General features: G+C 26.8%; 17 protein-coding genes. 15 read left to right on the top strand and 2 right to left on the bottom strand.

Annotated elements, in window-relative coordinates; translation table 11 throughout:
• The first annotated feature begins 143 nt into the window (after positions 1–143).
• The 4 genes from recG to ACYUET_RS11840 all read left to right on the top strand — a co-directional run bounded on the left by recG (position 144) and on the right by ACYUET_RS11840 (position 3,833).
• Positions 144–2,177, top strand: a complete 2,034-nt coding sequence (gene recG, locus ACYUET_RS11825; RefSeq protein WP_460279849.1) for an ATP-dependent DNA helicase RecG — start codon at positions 144–146, stop codon at positions 2,175–2,177.
• A gap of 62 nt (positions 2,178–2,239) precedes the next feature.
• Positions 2,240–2,797, top strand: a complete 558-nt coding sequence (gene rsmD / locus ACYUET_RS11830; protein WP_460279850.1) for a 16S rRNA (guanine(966)-N(2))-methyltransferase RsmD — start codon at positions 2,240–2,242, stop codon at positions 2,795–2,797.
• A gap of 2 nt (positions 2,798–2,799) precedes the next feature.
• Positions 2,800–3,279: a pantetheine-phosphate adenylyltransferase gene (coaD, locus tag ACYUET_RS11835; RefSeq protein WP_460279851.1), complete on the top strand. Its 480-nt coding sequence runs from the start codon at positions 2,800–2,802 to the stop codon at positions 3,277–3,279.
• 11 nt (positions 3,280–3,290) lie between these two features.
• A complete protein-coding gene (locus tag ACYUET_RS11840; protein ID WP_460279852.1) occupies positions 3,291–3,833 on the top strand; it encodes an ATPase in 543 nt (180 codons plus the stop codon).
• Here ACYUET_RS11840 and ylbJ read toward each other — a convergent pair.
• On the bottom strand, positions 3,813–4,985 hold the full coding sequence (gene ylbJ, locus ACYUET_RS11845; RefSeq protein ID WP_460279853.1) for a sporulation integral membrane protein YlbJ: 1,173 nt from the start codon (positions 4,983–4,985) through the stop codon (positions 3,813–3,815). The two genes, ACYUET_RS11840 and ylbJ, sit on opposite strands and share 21 nt — an antisense overlap.
• Positions 4,986–5,036: 51 nt before the next feature.
• Positions 5,037–6,233, bottom strand: a complete 1,197-nt coding sequence (locus tag ACYUET_RS11850; RefSeq protein WP_460279854.1) for a nucleotidyltransferase — start codon at positions 6,231–6,233, stop codon at positions 5,037–5,039.
• A 285-nt stretch (positions 6,234–6,518) separates the two neighbouring features.
• Between ACYUET_RS11850 and pta the strand changes: the two genes are divergently transcribed.
• The 11 genes from pta (at position 6,519) to ftsY (ending at position 17,618) form a co-directional block, all read left to right on the top strand.
• Complete coding sequence (gene pta / locus ACYUET_RS11855; RefSeq protein WP_460279855.1) at positions 6,519–7,520, top strand: phosphate acetyltransferase; 1,002 nt, start codon at positions 6,519–6,521, stop codon at positions 7,518–7,520.
• 21 nt (positions 7,521–7,541) lie between these two features.
• Positions 7,542–8,738: an acetate kinase gene (locus ACYUET_RS11860; RefSeq protein WP_460279857.1), complete on the top strand. Its 1,197-nt coding sequence runs from the start codon at positions 7,542–7,544 to the stop codon at positions 8,736–8,738.
• 156 nt (positions 8,739–8,894) lie between these two features.
• The gene (locus ACYUET_RS11865) at positions 8,895–9,401 is read left to right on the top strand and encodes a YceD family protein (RefSeq protein WP_460279858.1); all 507 of its coding nucleotides are present in this window, start codon (positions 8,895–8,897) and stop codon (positions 9,399–9,401) included.
• A 2-nt stretch (positions 9,402–9,403) separates the two neighbouring features.
• On the top strand, positions 9,404–9,586 hold the full coding sequence (gene rpmF / locus ACYUET_RS11870; RefSeq protein ID WP_219778830.1) for a 50S ribosomal protein L32: 183 nt from the start codon (positions 9,404–9,406) through the stop codon (positions 9,584–9,586).
• Positions 9,587–9,689: 103 nt separating this feature from the next.
• Positions 9,690–10,691 (top strand): phosphate acyltransferase PlsX, encoded by a 1,002-nt coding sequence (plsX, locus tag ACYUET_RS11875; protein WP_460279860.1) that lies wholly within the window; start codon positions 9,690–9,692, stop codon positions 10,689–10,691.
• An 86-nt stretch (positions 10,692–10,777) separates the two neighbouring features.
• Positions 10,778–11,008, top strand: coding sequence for an acyl carrier protein (gene acpP, locus ACYUET_RS11880; protein WP_219778828.1), 231 nt, complete (start codon positions 10,778–10,780; stop codon positions 11,006–11,008).
• Between the two features lie 138 nt (positions 11,009–11,146).
• A complete protein-coding gene (gene rnc / locus ACYUET_RS11885; protein ID WP_460279861.1) occupies positions 11,147–11,845 on the top strand; it encodes a ribonuclease III in 699 nt (232 codons plus the stop codon).
• The gene (locus ACYUET_RS11890) at positions 11,838–12,860 is read left to right on the top strand and encodes an elongator complex protein 3 (protein ID WP_460279863.1); all 1,023 of its coding nucleotides are present in this window, start codon (positions 11,838–11,840) and stop codon (positions 12,858–12,860) included. The genes rnc and ACYUET_RS11890 overlap by 8 nt, the downstream gene beginning before the upstream one ends.
• A gap of 94 nt (positions 12,861–12,954) precedes the next feature.
• Positions 12,955–13,053: a DUF4044 domain-containing protein gene (locus ACYUET_RS11895; protein ID WP_219778825.1), complete on the top strand. Its 99-nt coding sequence runs from the start codon at positions 12,955–12,957 to the stop codon at positions 13,051–13,053.
• Between the two features lie 12 nt (positions 13,054–13,065).
• Positions 13,066–16,623 carry a chromosome segregation protein SMC gene (gene smc, locus ACYUET_RS11900; protein ID WP_460279864.1) on the top strand — a complete coding sequence of 1,186 codons (3,558 nt, stop codon included), beginning with the start codon at positions 13,066–13,068 and terminating at the stop codon, positions 16,621–16,623.
• An 86-nt stretch (positions 16,624–16,709) separates the two neighbouring features.
• Positions 16,710–17,618: a signal recognition particle-docking protein FtsY gene (gene ftsY, locus ACYUET_RS11905; protein ID WP_460279865.1), complete on the top strand. Its 909-nt coding sequence runs from the start codon at positions 16,710–16,712 to the stop codon at positions 17,616–17,618.
• Positions 17,619–17,741: the final 123 nt, after the last annotated feature.

Here is a 17,741-nt window from a genome sequence, read left to right on the forward strand (position 1 = left end):
AAAAATAATTAGGGCATTTTAGACTTGTTGTTTTCCTTCATATGCCTAATGAAAAGTAATTCTTTATCAATGAAAATAAATTTATAGATGTTAAAGAATTAAAAAAGCACCTTAATTGGTGCTTTTTTTGGAGGATAAATTTAATGGATATATATAGTAATATTTCTTCATTAAAAGGGGTAGGCCCAAAACTAACAGAAAAATTAAATAAATGTGGAATTTTTAATATCTTAGATCTTTTATTATATTTTCCTAGAGATTATGAATTTGTAAGTGGAAATTTAGAATTCGATGAAATAATTGATGATGAAAAGCAGATTCTAATGTGCAAAACGATAAAGGTAAAAAGTGATTTTAAAACTAAAACAGGTAAGATTTTAACAACAATAGAATTTGATTATTGCAATCATAAAGTGGTTGCAAAATGGTTTAATCAGCGTTATATAAGAAATACTATTTATATAAATAAGACATATAATTTAATGGGCAAATTTAAAAGGATAGGAAAAACACTAGAAGTAATTAATCCTGTTATTGTTTGTGAAGAAGCATTAAAAAATAATATTTTACCTAAATACCCTTTAAAAGGTGATATAAGTAACAAAACAATTGAAAAATTAATAAATAATATAATTTCATCTATAGAAATACAAGAGAATTTACCAATTGATATATTAAATAGATATTCTCTTATATCATTAAATAATGCGATAAAAAGCATACATTTTCCAGATGATAAAATTAGTTTAGAAAAGGCTACTATTAGATTAAAATTTCAAGAATTATTTACTTATTCTCTAAAATTACTATTAATAAAATATAAACTTAAAGAAAATAGAAATGGAATAATATTTGAGTGGGTTGATGAACTTAGAGACTTAAAAAATAAAATACCATATCAACTTACTAATGCACAGACAAAGGTCGTTAGAGAAATTCTAAGAGATCAAAAATCTTCGCATCCAATGAATAGGTTAGTTCAAGGAGATGTTGGAAGTGGAAAAACAGTAGTTGCTTTGATTGCTATATTTAATGCTATAAAAAATGGCTATCAATGTGCATTTATGGCACCAACTGAAATTTTAGCTACTCAACATTATGAAGAAGCAAAAAGGCTCTTTGATGGTTTTGATATAGAAATTGAATTATTGACTGGTAGTACATCGTTAAAAGAAAAAAGACGTATTAAAGAAAGAATAAAAAAAGAACAACCTATATTAATAATAGGTACACATGCCCTTTTTCAAGAAGATGTTGAATTTAAAAGGTTGGGTTTAATAATTACTGATGAACAACATAGATTTGGCGTTGAACAAAGAAGTAAATTAATAAATAAAGGAAAACAAGCAGACTGTCTTGTTATGACAGCTACACCTATTCCAAGAACATTAGCTCTTTATTTATATTCAGATTTAGATGTTTCAATAATTGATGAGTTGCCACCTGGTAGAAAAAAAATAGATACTAGATTTTATCAAGATAATAATAAAAATCTTGCTTATGAATTAGCACTTGAAGAAATAAAAAAAGGAAGGCAAGTATATATTGTATGTCCTTTAATTGAAGAAGATGAAAAAGAACAATTAAATTCAGTTGAAACTTTACATAATAAGTTAGTAAATGGTGAATTTAAAGATATAGGTGTTGAAATACTTCATGGAAAGATGAAAGCTAGTGAAAAACAAGATATTATAACTAGATTTAAAAATGATGAATTTAAGGTATTGATAGCTACAACAGTAATAGAAGTAGGGGTTAATGTACCTAATGCTTCTGTTATGATTATTGAAAATGCTGAAAGATTTGGATTAGCGCAGCTTCATCAGTTAAGGGGTAGAGTTGGAAGAGGAAAATATGCTTCATATTGTATTCTAATAGCTAAAGCTAAAAGTAATATAACTAAGAAAAGAATGATGATAATGACTGAATCTTCTGATGGTTTTTTTATTTCAGAAGAAGATTTGAAATTAAGAGGAGCAGGAGAGATGTTTGGAAGAAAACAAAGCGGAGATGAGGGATTTGTTTTAGCTAATTTATATGAAGATGTTAATATATTAAGAGCAGCAAAAGCTGAAGCTTATAATGTGATACATAATAATTATGAAGAGGGTTTTCAACTAATAGATCAAATGCAAAAAAACTTAGAGAAAAGCAGCAGATACATTTGTTTCAATTAATTTGAATTAATATATATAAATATGTTAATATATTTAATATATGCTGTTAAGGAGGAATAATTTTGAGAATAATATCAGGAAAAGCTAGAGGACGTAAATTAATACCTCCTGCAACAATGGAAACTAGACCAACACTTGATAGAGTAAAAGAAGCTATGTTTAGTATGATTCAAGGTTATATACCTGATGCTGTTGTTATTGATGTTTTTGCAGGAACTGGAAGTCTGGGATTAGAATCAGCAAGTAGAGGAGCAAAAGAAGTTTATTTAGTAGATAAAAGTGCAGTTACTTTTCCTTTGCTTAAACAAAATGTGGAAAATTTAAAATTTCAAGATTTTTGTTTCCCTTTAAATATGGATTCTTATGAAGTGTTAAAAAGTTTATCTAAAAAGGGAAAGGTTTTTGACTTGATTTTTATTGATCCACCATATTGTAAAGAAATGATTCCAAAGGCTATTGAAATTATTAAAAAAGAAAATATTTTAAATAGAAATGGAATAATTGTAACTAAAATCGATAGTATAGAAGAAATTTATGATGGTTATGAAGATATAATTTTAACAAAAAGCAGGAAGTATGGAAATACTACTGTATGTTTTTATGCATATAAGGAGGACTAAACGTGAAAGTTGCTGTTTATCCAGGAAGTTTTGATCCAGTAACAAATGGGCACATTGATATAATAGAAAGAGGAGCTAAGGTTTTTGATAAACTTATCATAGGCGTTTTGGTTAATGTTGATAAAAAAGGACTTTTTGAGATTGAGGAAAGAGTAGAATTGATAAAAAGAGTAACTAAACATTTAAAAAATGTAGAAGTTGTTAGTTTTAATGGACTTTTAATAGATTTTTTAAGAGAAAGAGAAGCGCAAGTTATTTTAAAAGGTCTTAGAGCAGTATCTGACTTTGAATATGAATTTAAAATGGCTCTTATGAATAATAAATTAGATCCTAATATAGAAACTGTTTTCATGATGACATCTGCACAATATTCATATTTAAGTTCTTCATCAGTTAAACAAGTAGCTAAATTTGGGGGATGTATTGAGGGTCTTGTACCAAAAGAGATTATTCCTGATGTTATGAATAGGATCAAAGTTTAAGGAGTGATATTATGGATAAAGTGGATGTAAATATTATGGAATTATTAGAATATTTACAGGATTTAGTTGATACTTCACCTAAAGTACCTATCAGTGGAAAGGTAATGGTGGATAAAAAAGAAATTCTTGAAGTAATAGATCAGATAATAAATTACTTACCAGATCAATTTAAAAAAGCACAATGGGTTATGAATGAAAGAGAACGAATACTCGGAGAAGCTAAAAAAGAGTATGATTCTGTTAAGCAAGAAACAATGATTATAATGAGACAAAACGTTGAAAATCATGATGTTGTTAAAGAAGCTAAAATTAGAGCACAAGAGATTATAGCCTCAGCACAAAGAGATGCTAAGGCCATAAGATTAGGATCAAGAGATTATTCAGATGAAATTTTATCTGAACTTGATAGAGAGATAGAAGCACAAAAAGCATTATTAATTAAAGGTCTTCAAAATAGTTTTGAAACTGTAGCTAAAGATGTTGATGAAACTTTAGCAAGTGCATGTACAACAATTAGAGAAAATATTAAAGAGCTAAGAGGAATGAAAAAATAAATTATAAAATATCTTAAGTAATAATGTTAATATTATAAGTAGTATTATAGGTAAAATATTAACATATGGTTTTATATTATAACTTAAATTTAAAGTAGATGTAGTAACAGTTGTAGGTAGAATGTTAATTAAAAAATACGTTATTATAAAACTAAAAGTGCCTTGGACAAGCTTAAGAAAAATATATTTTGAATAACATATTTTAAAATTGTTCATAAATGAACTAATTTGTGCAATTACAGAAAGACCAGAAAAAGAACATAAAAAACTTATAATTCCTAATTTCATAGGGAGTGATATGCTTAAATTAGAAATAAGATTGCAACCGTTAGTCATTTCTATACTTCCTAAAAATAATGGAAATAAAGTTCCATCTGTTATATTTAATAAATTTTCAATACACATAAACATATGTTTTATATAAGTACTATCTTTAATAAAGGATATTATAACGGAAAAAATAACAATAAACCCGCCTATAGACAAAGTTGTATTTATTCCGTTACTAACTGCATCTTTTATTGCTTGTCCAAAATTAATTTTTTTCTGATTTGTAGAATCATAATGAGAAATTTTACTTATGATTCTATTTTTTTTTGTTATAATTCCAATTAAAATTGATGATATATAATTACCTACAAGTAATAAATAGCCTAATTTGGGGTTTCCTAAAAGAGCTGAACCTACAGATCCTATTAAAAATAATGGTCCTGCGTTAGAGGCTATATTTAATAATCTTTGACATTCAGAATCATCAATATAGCCTAAATTCCATAAATCAATAGAATATTTAGCTCCTAATGGATAACCACATAAGAAGCTAGCAACCATAGGAAAAGAGCAATTTTTTGATAAGCCTAATGGTTTACAAATTAATGGTCCAAGAATTTTAGAATAAAGTGATATACCATCATAAGAAATTAATAAATTACAAATCACTAAAAATGGAAAAGTGACTGGAATAACAGCTTTATACCAAAGTTTACATCCATCAATAGCTGCTGAAGTACATTTTTGTATATTGATTACAAAAAGTACTATAAATATAGAGAAAAGTATACATAAAATAAAATTTTTATTTATGTTTAATTGTTTTATAAGCAGAATAATTAATAATATAATCATTAACCATAAAATAAAAATATAATTCATAAAATCACTCCCACCTTTAGTATATATATTTTATGGTTATGTTAAATATTATTATATTATGATAGGACTAGTTAAATAATCCTGCATAGGGTTTACTTTAGGATTTAATATGGAATATGCTTTAGTACCCATAATATCAATTTTCATATGATCGTTAAGATTTTTTTTAGGGACTTTTGTAATGATATCAATATCACTATTCTTTTTTATGTTTTTTAAAATCTCTTTTCCTTTAGAAGTGAACCCGAGTACTCTACAATAAGGGGTAGGTTGTTTAGATAAATTTAATAAATCATATTTTTCAAGGTTTAAGAATGATTGAGCTAAAATTCTATTTATTCTAGTATAAGTATATCTTTTACTTTTTGAATTTAGTATCAAGTCATCTAAAGAAAAGGATGTTGATAATTCGTTTAGTATCTTATTATCTAAGCCTTCTGAAATATCAGGTAAATTTTTTAGTGAATCATCACCTATTAATAATTTATATTTAATATATTTAAACATGTCTTCCTCAAATATAAAAGGGTAGTTTTCGCATGATAATTTGTATAAAATATCATAACTTTCTGTAGGTAAATAATTTTTTAAATCTTCTAAGGAACCATTTTTTAAATGATTTCTTATAGAAGTTGCTGATGAAAAATTATTGTTTAAGCTTTTTTCATTATATTTAGAACCTGTTCTTTTTATAGTCATAGGTGTTATAGAACTGTTAAGTAATTTTAAAGCCTTAATATATTCAATGCCTAAAATATTATTTGAGTTTGAAATTACATCAGAAATGTTATCTAATTTAAAAAAATCATTAAGAGATTTCGCTCTACTTAAATGAAAAGGGAGCCCTAAACTTAAATAATTTTTTAACATACTCTTGAACTTTTCTGGCTCAGATATTAATACAGAAGCTATATTTTCTAATGTTTTAACATTTCCTTCTTCACTTCCAAAATACAAATTGTCAATTATATTTAATGAATTTAATAATGATACTGAGCCAAAAGCAAAATGTTCAGCAGATGATAATGAATATACTAATGGTAGTTCAATTACTAAATCAATACCATTTTTAAGAGCCATTTCAGTTCTTTTCCATTTATCTATTAAAGCAGGAATTCCTCTTTGCATAAAGTTACCACTCATAACACAAACTATGTATTCTGAATTTGTATCTGATTTGCAATTATTCAAGTGATATTCATGACCTTTATGAAATGGATTATATTCTGTAATTATTCCTGTTATCATAATAAAAACACTCCTTAATTAAGTATAATATTATGTTATTATAACATATTAAAAAGATAGCTGTTTATCGTTAAAAAAATATCAATATAATAAAAAAAAGTATGTATAAAATTGAATTTATTATTTAGACAGGGTAAAAATAAATAAAAAGTAAAAAAAATTGTCAGATAATTTTGAGTATTTGAAATGTATAAACTTCTATTTTTATGATGAAAACTAGTTGAAAAAGTTAGTCATATAGGAGTATATTAGAAAAGAGCGATAAAGTTGAAAGGAGAATTTTATATGCAACTTATGGAAAAAATGTGGGATAGAGCTAAGGCTGATAAAAAAAATATAGTATTACCTGAAGGTAATGAGGAAAGAAATATTACAGCAGCTCAAAAAATAGTTGAACTAGGTTTAGCAAATCCAATTCTAATTGGAAATAGAGAAGAAATATTAAATAAAGCAAATGAAATTGATATAGATATATCTCAAGTAAAAATAATAGATCCTAATGACTCAGAAAACTTGGGAAAATATATAGAAGCTTTCTATGAACTTAGAAAAAATAAAGGGATGACTATGGCAAAGGCTGAAAAGATTGTAAGAGATCCACTTTACTTTGCTACAATGATGGTAAAATTAGATGATGCAGATGGAATGGTTTCAGGAGCTGTACACACTACAGGAGATTTACTTAGACCAGGATTACAAATCATAAAAACTGCACCAGGTGCATCAGTTGTTTCAAGCTTTTTTATAATGAATGTGCCAAATTCAAATTATGGAGTTGATGGTACTTTAATATTTGCAGATTGTGCAGTTAATCCAAATCCAAATGAAGATCAATTAGCTGAAATTGCTATTACTACAGCTGAAACAGCTAAAAGACTTTGTAATATGGAACCAAGAGTAGCAATGTTATCATTCTCTACAATGGGAAGTGCAGATAATGAAATGGTAGATAAAGTTAGAAATGCAACAGAAAAAGCAAAGGCTTTAAGACCGGATTTAATGATAGATGGTGAATTACAATTAGATGCTGCAATAGTAAAAAAAGTAGCTGATCAAAAAGCACCAAATAGTAAAGTGGCAGGAAAGGCCAATGTTTTAGTATTCCCTGATTTACAATCAGGAAATATAGGTTATAAATTAGTTCAAAGATTTGCTAATGCAGACGCTATTGGACCAGTTTGTCAAGGGTTTGCAAAGCCTATAAATGATTTATCAAGAGGATGTAGTGCAGATGATATAGTTAATGTTGTTGCATTAACTGCTGTTCAAGCACAAAATATTAAATAAGTTTTACAAGGAGATGGAAAAATGAAAGTACTAGTTATAAACTGTGGAAGTTCTTCATTAAAATATCAACTTATAGATATGAGTACTGAGGAAGCTTTAGCTGAAGGTCTTGTTGAAAGAATAGGAATTGAAGGTTCTATATTAACTCAAAAGGTTAAAGGAAGAGATAAATATATAGTAGAAAATCCTTTAAAGGATCACCAAGATGCGATTGAACTTGTATTAAATAGTTTAGTTCATGAAAAATTTGGAGTTATAAAATCAATGGATGAAATAAGTGCTGTTGGTCATAGAGTAGTCCATGGAGGAGAAAAATATTCTCAATCAGTATTAGTTGATGAAGAAGTTATGAAAAATATAGAAGAGTTTATTAAGTTAGCACCTCTTCATAATCCACCAAATATAATAGGAATAAAGGCATGTCAAAAACTTATGCCAAATACTCCTATGGTTTGTGTATTTGATACAGCATTTCATCAAACAATGCCAGAAAAGGCATATGTATATCCATTATCTTATGAATACTATGAAAATGATCATATTAGAAGATATGGATTCCATGGAACATCTCATAAATATGTAGCTAACAAGGTTGCAGAAACTATGGAAAAAGATATTAAAGATTTAAAAATTATAACATGTCATTTAGGAAATGGAGTTAGTGTTACAGCTGTTGATGGTGGAAAATCAGTAGATACTACAATGGGATTCACTCCGCTTGCTGGAACTATAATGGGATCAAGATGTGGAGATATAGATCCTGCAATAGTTATGTATTTAGTTAAAGAAAAGGGTCATAATATTGATGAAGTAAATGAAATTTTAAATAAGAAATCTGGGATTTTAGGTGTTTCAGGTGTTGGAACAGATTTCAGAGATATAAGAAGTGCTATTGGAGAAAATAATAAAAGAGCAATTCTTGCAACAGATATATTTGGATATCAAATAAAGAAACAAATAGGAGCATATGCAGCTGCTATGGGTGGGGTTGATGCTATTGTATTTACAGCAGGAATTGGAGAACATGCACCTGAAGTTAGAATAAGAGCATTAACTGGCCTTGAATTTATAGGAATAAAATTAGATGTAACTAAGAATGATAGCCATGATGTTGGAGATGGAATGATAATTTCTACTGAAGACTCTAGAGTTAAAGTTTATGTTATTCCTACAAATGAAGAATTAATGATAGCTAAAGAAACTTTGGCATTAGTGTAATATTAAAAGCAATTTAAATAATAAAATTCTTGACTTTTATCGACACACTTTATATAATAAATTGTGTTTGTTTAACAAATATAGAAGCTAAGGAGTGAAGGAAGAGTTTGTTACATAATAAAAATTATTTATATTGTGTAATGAGATTCCGTGATTATGAAAATACGAGTTTCAGATCTTATTTCAAGAAAAGAAAGAAGTAAAAAAATTGACTACAAATTTCAAATGCCTAAATTTGAGTTTGAAGGCGATATAATTACTCCTATAAGCGATTGTGAAGTAGTAGGAGTGATCAAATCAGATAAAGACATTTTAATAATGGAAGCTAAAGCAATAGTTACTTTAGAAATGATTTGTTCAAGATGTTTAGATACCTTTATCTATCCAATAGATATTGATATAGAGGAGAGGTTTACAAATAATAATGAGCTTCAATCAGAAGAGATTATTATTGTACTTGATGACGTTTTAGACATCACAGAAATTGTTGAAAATAATATAATTTCAACCTTACCTATTAAAAGACTTTGTAAGGACGACTGTAAAGGACTATGTCAAGAATGTGGTGCTAACCTTAATAAAGAATCTTGTTCTTGTATTAAAGGTGATGTAGATATTCGATTTGATGTCCTAAAAAGTCTGTTCAACAATAAGGAGGTGTAATTATGGGAAATCCTGCAAGAAAGTGTTGTAGCGCAAGAAGAGATTCTAGAAGAGCTCAAACTTTTAAAGCTAGCTTACCTGGCATAATTGAGTGTCCTCAATGCCACGAAATGAAGCTTGCTCATAGAGTATGTAAAAACTGTGGATTCTACAAAGGTAAAGAAGTTGTATCTTCAGAAAAATAAAAGAAAGTCTTTTGACTTTCTTTTATTTATATATTTAGAAATTTTAAAGAAAATACTACAATTAGTATTTTCTTTAAAATTTCTAAAGAGAGAGGTTAAATTTATGAAGATAGCTATTGATGGAATGGGTGGCGATAATGCACCAAGCGCTGTTATAGATGGAGTTATAAAGGCGATAAATGAATATAAAGAAATTACATTTTACATTACAGGGCCAGAAGAAAAAATTTTATCAGAACTTTCTAAATATGATTATCCAAAAGAAAGAGTAATATTAATTGATGCAAAAGAAGTAATATCAACTAATGAGCATCCAGTTATGGCTTTAAGAAAAAAGAAAGATTCTAGTATAGTTAAGGCTTTAAATTTAGTGAAAGAAGGAACATGTGATGGGATAATATCAGCAGGAAGCACAGGTGCATTCTTAGCTGGATGTACGTTGATTGTAGGAAGAATAAAAGGTGTTGAAAGACCAGCTCTAGCTCCTATAATGCCAGGTAGAAGAGGAAGCTTTATGATTGTTGATGTTGGAGCAAATGTAGATTGTAAACCAGAATATTTAGTTCAGTTTGGAAAAATGGGTAGTATATATTATAAAAATATTTTTAATGTAAATGAACCTAGCGTTGGACTTTTAAATATTGGGGTTGAAGAAGAAAAGGGAAATGAGCTTACAAAAGCAACATATAAACTTTTAAAAGAAGAAAATTCTATTAAATTTATAGGAAATATAGAACCAAGGGATATACCAACAGGTGATACTAATATCTTAGTAAGTGATGGTTTTTCAGGAAATACAGCATTAAAAATGTATGAAGGATCAGCTAGTAATCTTTTGGGTATGATAAAAGATGAAGTAATTAAGACGGACATTAAAAGCAAACTAGGAGTTTTACTTTTAAAACCATTTTTAAAAGGTATAATGAAAAAGTTTGATTATAAAGAATATGGTGGAGCACCTTTTCTTGGTGTCAATGGTATTTGTATAAAAGCGCATGGAAGTTCAGATGGAAGGGCTTTTAAGAATGCTATTAGACAAACAAAAACTTTTTATGATAGTGGTGTATTAGAAGAAATAAAAAAAGAATTTTCAAGTGAAATATAAATCTTCTTAATAAACTATAAAATTCATATTGACGAGCAAGATAATATATACTATTATCTAAATGTAGAGTTTGGGAGGTGAAATAAATGTTTGAAAAGATTCAAAATATTGTAGCTGATAAGCTAAGCATAGATTTAGAAAGTATTACTATGGACTCATCATTTATTGAAGATTTAAATGCTGATTCATTAGATATAGTTGAACTTATAATGGCGTTAGAAGATGAATTAGATATGGAAATACCAGACGAAGATGTTGAAGGCTTTAAGACAGTTGGAGATGTCGTTAACTATGTAAAAGCTCATCACGAAGAATAAAATAATCCCGCCTATAAGCGGGATTTTATTTATAACTAGTTTATTCTTGAATTTGTTATGTTAGAAAAATAAATGGTAAATATTATTTATTTAAAACTCTCTAGCAAGTTGAAGAATAAACTTCAAGGAGTGTATAAAATGAATAAATATAAAATTGGTGATATAGAAAATAACTTAGGAGTTTATTTTAACAATCCTTCATTATTAAAGACGGCATTAACTCATAGTTCATTTGGAAATCAATTTAAAGATGCTAAATATAATGAAAGATTAGAATTTTTAGGAGATGCTGTATTACAACTTTGTATTACAGAGTATCTGTTTAATAATTTTAAAACTAAATCAGAAGGTGAATTAACTAAAATTAGAAGCTTAATAGTTTGTGAAAATTCGCTTTATGAAATTGCAAAGAAATTAAATCTTGGTGAATATATACGTATGAGTAAAGGTGAAGAACTTACTGGTGGTAGAGATAGAATATCAATACAAGCAGATGCAGTAGAAGCAGTAATAGCTGCTGTTTACTTAGATAAAGGTAGTGGGTTTGCTCAAGATTTTATATTACTTCATTTTGAAGAAATAATAAAAAAAGCAATAAACAATGAAATAGTTTTAGATTTTAAAACTAAGCTTCAAGAATTACTACAAAAAGATGGAGAAATTTTAATACAATATGAATTAGTTAAATATGAGGGTCCGCCACATAGAAGAAAGTTTTTTACAAATGTAATTATAGATGGTGAGGTTATGGGAGAAGGATCTGGATATAGTAAAAAAGAAGCAGAACAAAATTCAGCAAAAGAAGCATTAAGAAGATTGGAAAGTATTAATGAGTAAAAATTATTATATAATACCTATATTTGTGCCACATGAAGGTTGTCCACATAATTGTGTATTTTGTAATCAGGATAGAATAACAGGTCTTAAGGATACTGTAACTACAGAGATTGTAAGAAAAACTATAGATGAATATTTAGAAACTATAAAAAATAAAGAAGCAACTATAGAAGTTTCATTCTTTGGAGGAACATTTACAGCTATCAAAGAAAAAAAGCAGCGAGAATTTTTAGAAATTGCAAAAGAGTATAAAGATAAAAAGCTTATAAATAAAATAAGGTTATCTACAAGACCAGATGCAATTAATGATTATATATTAACATATTTAAAAGAATACAGTGTTGATATAATAGAACTTGGTGTTCAATCTTTGGATGATGAAATTTTAAGGAGAGCTGGAAGAGGACATAGTGTTTTAGATGTTAAGAATGCCTCGGAGTTAATTAAAAAATATGGGTTTATTTTAGGGCATCAAATCATGCCGGGATTACCTGGAGATACATTTGAAACAGATATTAAAACAACTAAATTATCAATTCAGATGAAACCAGATATTTGTAGAATATATCCATCTTTAGTTATAAAAGATACACCTATGGAAGAAATGTATTATAGAGGAGAGTATACTCCTTATTCATTAGATCAGGCTGTTGAAATAAGTGGAACTATGTATGAGTTATATAGGGAGAATAATATAACTGTAATTAGAATTGGATTACAGCCTACAGAAAGCATAAATGAAGGTGGAGATATAGTTGCAGGACCATTTCATCCAGCATTTAGAGAACTAGTTGAAGGAAGTTTAATTTCAAATTTAATTATTAAAAATATAAAAGAATCAGATAAATTGATAATTAATATAAATCCTAAAGATATAAGTAAACTTTATTCAAATAAGAAGAAATATTTTAATATGATAAAAAATAAAGATATTTCGGTAATACAAAATCCTAAAATTGATAGGGGTAGTATAGAATTATCAGTTAAAGGTAAAAATTTAATTATAAAATATTAGCGAGAGGGGACTCTCGCTTTTTAAGTGTATATCAGAATTTATTGATATTTTAGTGTCTTTAAGATAAAATTAATAGAAATAAGGAGTGTTGTTTATGAAAAGAAAGACTAGAGAAAAATTGAAAATAGTAATGATTGTTTTTATTATTTTAAGTTTCATTATAGGATTTTTACCAGCATTATTTTTACTATAAGGAGTGGGATGAGTGTTTTTAAAATCACTAGATATAAGAGGATTTAAATCCTTTGCAGATAAGACAGAATTAAAGTTTAACAATGGAGTAACTGCAGTAGTAGGACCCAATGGTAGTGGTAAAAGTAATATTTCAGATGCGGTAAGATGGGTTTTAGGAGAACAAAGCATTAAGATTCTAAGAGGGGGGAAGATGGAAGATGTAATCTTTGCTGGAACTCAATACAGAAAACCAGTAGGATTAGCACAAGTTTCTTTAACTTTAGATAATAGTGATCAGAAGCTTTCAACGGAATATAATGAAGTTACTGTATCTAGAAGAATATTTAGATCAGGAGAATCTGAATATTTAATCAACAATAAGAAATGTAGATTAAAAGATGTAACCAATCTTTTTATGGATACTGGTATAGGTAAAGAAGGTTATTCACTAATTGGACAAGGGAAAATAGAATCTATTTTAAGTGGGAAACCTGAAGAACGAAGAGCACTCTTAGAAGAAGCAGCAGGAATAGTTAAGTTTAAAACTAGAAAAGAAGAAGCAGAAAAAAAATTATCTAATACTGATAATAATTTAATTAGAATAAGAGACATAATATCCACTTATGAAGAGAGAATAGAACCATTAAAACTTGAAAGAGAAAAAGCGATTAAATTTAATGAGATTTCTTGTGATTTAAGAAAAAATGAGGTTTCTCTTTTAGTTAAACATATAAAAACAAAAGAGGAAGAATTAAAATACTTCAATGATGAATTGAATAAAAAGAATTATATTATAGAAGAAAAAAGAAATAAGTTAAATATTCAAAAACAAGAACTTAAATTAATTGAAAAAGATATAGAAAATTTAGAAGAAGAAACTAATAAAGATAAGGATTTATATTATGAAATTAAAGATATAATTAATGAAGATTCTAAAAATATAGAATTAGCTAGAGAGAGAATAAAAAATCTTCAAGAGAAAATAGAAAAGAATGAGGAAGAAATTAAGAATATAGAATCTAAGATTAAGCAGTTGACTGAAGAAAAAGATAAACTAAATGTATCTTTAGATTCTAAATTATGTGAACAAGAACAAAAGAAGTTGTTTATAGATGAATTAGAAAAATCACAATTAAATTCTTCAAATGAATTTAAGAAAATGGAAGAAGAATTTAATGAATTAAAGGAAAATGAATTTGAACTTTTAAGAAGTAATTCAGATATAAAAAATGAAATAACATTAATAAGCAGAGATATTTCATTAAAAGAAGAAAAGAAACTTGAATTAGAGAAGTCATGTGAGTTTATAAGTCATAATATATCTATCAATGCAGCGACTTATGAAAAATTATTAGATATTATAAACAATGAAAAAGATAAAATAAATTCTCTTGAAAAAGCTATATTAGAAGAAAAGAGTTCTATGACTGCATTAGTTAGAAAATTATCGAATACAGAAAATGAACTTAGAAATTTAAACAATAATTTGGCCAAGCTAGATGCGAATAAAAACATGTTAGAGAATCTAGAAAAGCAGTACGAAGGATATAATAAGTCAGTTAAAAGACTAATGGAAGCTATTGAAAAAGAAAAAATATCGAATGTAAAAAATACTAAAGTATTAGGCGATATTTTTAGTGTATCTAAGGAATATGAAGTTGCTATAGAGATAGCGCTAGGAGCATCAATTTCTAATGTAATTACCGAAAATGAAGAAAATGCTAAGAGATTAATTAAATATTTAAAGGATAATCATTTAGGAAGAGCTACATTTTTACCTTTAAATATAATAAAAGGTAAAAGATTAATTTTAGATAACAAAATCGCAAGTGTTAATGGCTATATTGGTTTGGGAAGTGAAATAATTTCATGTGCACCAGAATATAAAGATGTCTTAGATTATGCATTAGGAAGAATAATAATATGTAAAGACATGGACTCAGCGTTACAAATATCAAAATTAGGTAGCTATAAATATAAAATTGTTACTTTGGGTGGAGAAATAATAAGTCCTGGTGGAGCATTGACAGGAGGAAGTATATATTCAAAACATACTAATGTACTTGGTAGAAAAAGAGAAATTGAAGAAATCTCATTACAAATAGAAAAAAGTAAACTAAAGTATATTGAATACCAAAAAGAAATAGTTGATTTAAAAGAGAAGATTAAAGTTTTAGATGAAGAGATATTAAATAAAAAAGATGAAATTCATGATAAAAATATTGAAATAACTAAAAAACAAAGTGAAGTTCAAAGGCTACAAACCGATACAAAGAAATTTAAAGATAACTTAGAGATTACTAATAATGAAATTTTACGAATAGCTAATGAAATAATTAACTTTAATAATAAACTCGAAAATAAAAAAATAGAAATTAAGTCTATTGAAAATAAAAATACATTTAATAAGGATAGAAGTTTACAATTAGATGAACTTATAAAAAATAAATCTAAAGAAATAAATGAGAATAATGAAAAAATCACTGAAGCTAAAATATATAAAGCAACACTAGATGAAACAATTCAAAATAAAAAAAATGAGTTTTTAAGGCTAGAAAAAGATTTACAAAGTTTATTTATAAAAGAAAAAGAATTTAAAAATGAAAATCAAAATAATATCTATAATCTGAAAAAAAATGAAGATGATATAGAGAATAAATTAGTTAAAATTAAAGAAAATAATAATAAAATTCAAGGTTTAGAAAAAATATTTAAAGATAAAGAATTATTGAAGGAAAAACTAAAAGAAAAGTTCACAGAAAAGGATAATTTAATAAATAATATTTTTCAAATGATTACTCTTGAAGAAAAAGATCTTAATAAGAGTGAACTTAGTAAGGCTAAAAAAGAAATAGAAAAAGAAAATTATTATAAAAAATTAAATGAAGAATTGGAATTAACATATGTAGAAGCTTTAGATATCGCAGCAGAAGTCGAAGATGAAGAAAAAGTAAAAGAAATAATTTTTAAATTAAAGTCTCAGATAACAGCATTAGGTATAGTGAATTTAGCATCTATTCAAGAATATGAAGAAGTTAAAGAAAAGTTTGAATTTATGTCATCTCAAGAAAATGATTTAGAAAATGCTAAAAAAGAATTGCAGTCTGTAATTGAAGAAATGACAATTAAGATGAAAGAGTTGTTTAAAGAAAATTTTAAGGTGTTAAATTATAATTTTAATCAAACTTTTAAAGAATTATTTAAAGGTGGAAGTGCTGAACTTATTTTATCTGACGGTGATGAACTTACAGCTAATATAGAAATAAATGTACAGCCACCAGGAAAAAAATTACAAAATATAAATCTAATGTCTGGTGGAGAGAAAGTTTTATCTGCTATAGCATTATTATTTTCAATATTAAAAATGAAACCAACACCATTTTGTATATTAGATGAAATAGAAGCAGCGTTAGATGATGCTAATGTTTATAGATATGCTGAGTTTTTAACTAAGTTTTCAAAGAACACACAATTTATAGTTATAACTCACAGAAAAGGAACTATGGAAGTAAGTGATGTTATATATGGAATTACTATGGAGGAAAAAGGAATTTCCAAAGTTGTATCTGTAGATTTATCAAATAATTAAAATAATAGATATTACTATAAAGTTATGTTTTGAAATAACATTTGTATTATAGTATAAATATACTTAAAATTTAGGAGGAATTAGACTTGTTTGGAAATTTGTTTAATAAATTAAAAGATGGATTAACTAAAACTAGGGATAACTTAACTGATAAAATAAATGAAGCTTTAAATATAGCTATATCTATAGATGAAGATTTATATGAAGAATTAGAAGAAATATTAATAACATCTGATATAGGTATGGATACAACTATAGATATAATAGAAAGATTAAGAAGTAAAATACGTAAAGAAAAAATCAATGATCCACAAGAAGTTAAACCAGCATTAAAAGAAGTAATAAAAGAAATGCTTTTAGAAGGTAACTATGAAGATAATAATGATGAAAAGAAAGTGATGCTAGTAATTGGAGTTAATGGCGTAGGAAAAACTACATCAATAGGAAAGTTAGCAGCTAAAAATAGAAGAAATGGAAAAAAAGTTTTACTTGTTGCAGCAGACACATTTAGAGCAGCTGCAATAGACCAACTAGAAGTGTGGAGTAAAAGAGCAGAGGTTGATTTAATAAAACATACAGAAGGAGCAGATCCAGCAGCAGTAGTATTTGATGCTATTGAAGCATCAAAAGCTAGAAATACTGAAGTGTTGATATGTGATACTGCAGGAAGACTTCATAATAAAAAGAATTTAATGAATGAATTAGAAAAGATAAATAGAATAATTGATAGAGAATTGGTTGGTGTAAAAAAAGAAACTTTATTAGTACTAGATGCAACAACAGGTCAAAATGCAGTTATTCAAGCAAAACAATTTATGGAAGTATGCCCGATTGATGGTATAATTTTAACTAAATTAGATGGAACTGCAAAAGGAGGGGTAGTACTTTCTATAAAACAAAGTTTAAATATTCCTGTTAGATATATAGGGGTAGGAGAAGGAATAGATGATTTACAAGAATTTGATGCAGAAAGTTTTGCAGAAGCATTAATTTAAGTATATAAGTTCTGATAAAATTTGTCCGTTAATATAAATCTTAGAATATTTATAAAGATAATAACTTAATTAGAACATATATATATTAAATAAAAACAATATCTTAAAGATATACTGTAAATT

Source organism: Clostridium sp. CTA-5 (assembly GCF_054768135.1).

Bases quoted from the DNA above. Each gene is read 5' to 3' on its own strand.
- ylbJ (WP_460279853.1), bottom strand. From the start codon at position 4,985: ATGAATTATATTTTTATTTTATGGTTAATGATTATATTATTAATTATT.
- rpmF (WP_219778830.1), top strand. From the start codon at position 9,404: ATGGGAAATCCTGCAAGAAAGTGTTGTAGCGCAAGAAGAGATTCTAGA.
- ACYUET_RS11850 (WP_460279854.1), bottom strand. From the start codon at position 6,233: ATGATAACAGGAATAATTACAGAATATAATCCATTTCATAAAGGTCAT.
- ACYUET_RS11860 (WP_460279857.1), top strand. From the start codon at position 7,542: ATGAAAGTACTAGTTATAAACTGTGGAAGTTCTTCATTAAAATATCAA.
- plsX (WP_460279860.1), top strand. From the start codon at position 9,690: ATGAAGATAGCTATTGATGGAATGGGTGGCGATAATGCACCAAGCGCT.
- ACYUET_RS11840 (WP_460279852.1), top strand. From the start codon at position 3,291: ATGGATAAAGTGGATGTAAATATTATGGAATTATTAGAATATTTACAG.
- ACYUET_RS11890 (WP_460279863.1), top strand. From the start codon at position 11,838: ATGAGTAAAAATTATTATATAATACCTATATTTGTGCCACATGAAGGT.
- ACYUET_RS11895 (WP_219778825.1), top strand. From the start codon at position 12,955: ATGAAAAGAAAGACTAGAGAAAAATTGAAAATAGTAATGATTGTTTTT.
- rnc (WP_460279861.1), top strand. From the start codon at position 11,147: ATGAATAAATATAAAATTGGTGATATAGAAAATAACTTAGGAGTTTAT.
- acpP (WP_219778828.1), top strand. From the start codon at position 10,778: ATGTTTGAAAAGATTCAAAATATTGTAGCTGATAAGCTAAGCATAGAT.
- ACYUET_RS11865 (WP_460279858.1), top strand. From the start codon at position 8,895: ATGAAAATACGAGTTTCAGATCTTATTTCAAGAAAAGAAAGAAGTAAA.
- recG (WP_460279849.1), top strand. From the start codon at position 144: ATGGATATATATAGTAATATTTCTTCATTAAAAGGGGTAGGCCCAAAA.
- pta (WP_460279855.1), top strand. From the start codon at position 6,519: ATGCAACTTATGGAAAAAATGTGGGATAGAGCTAAGGCTGATAAAAAA.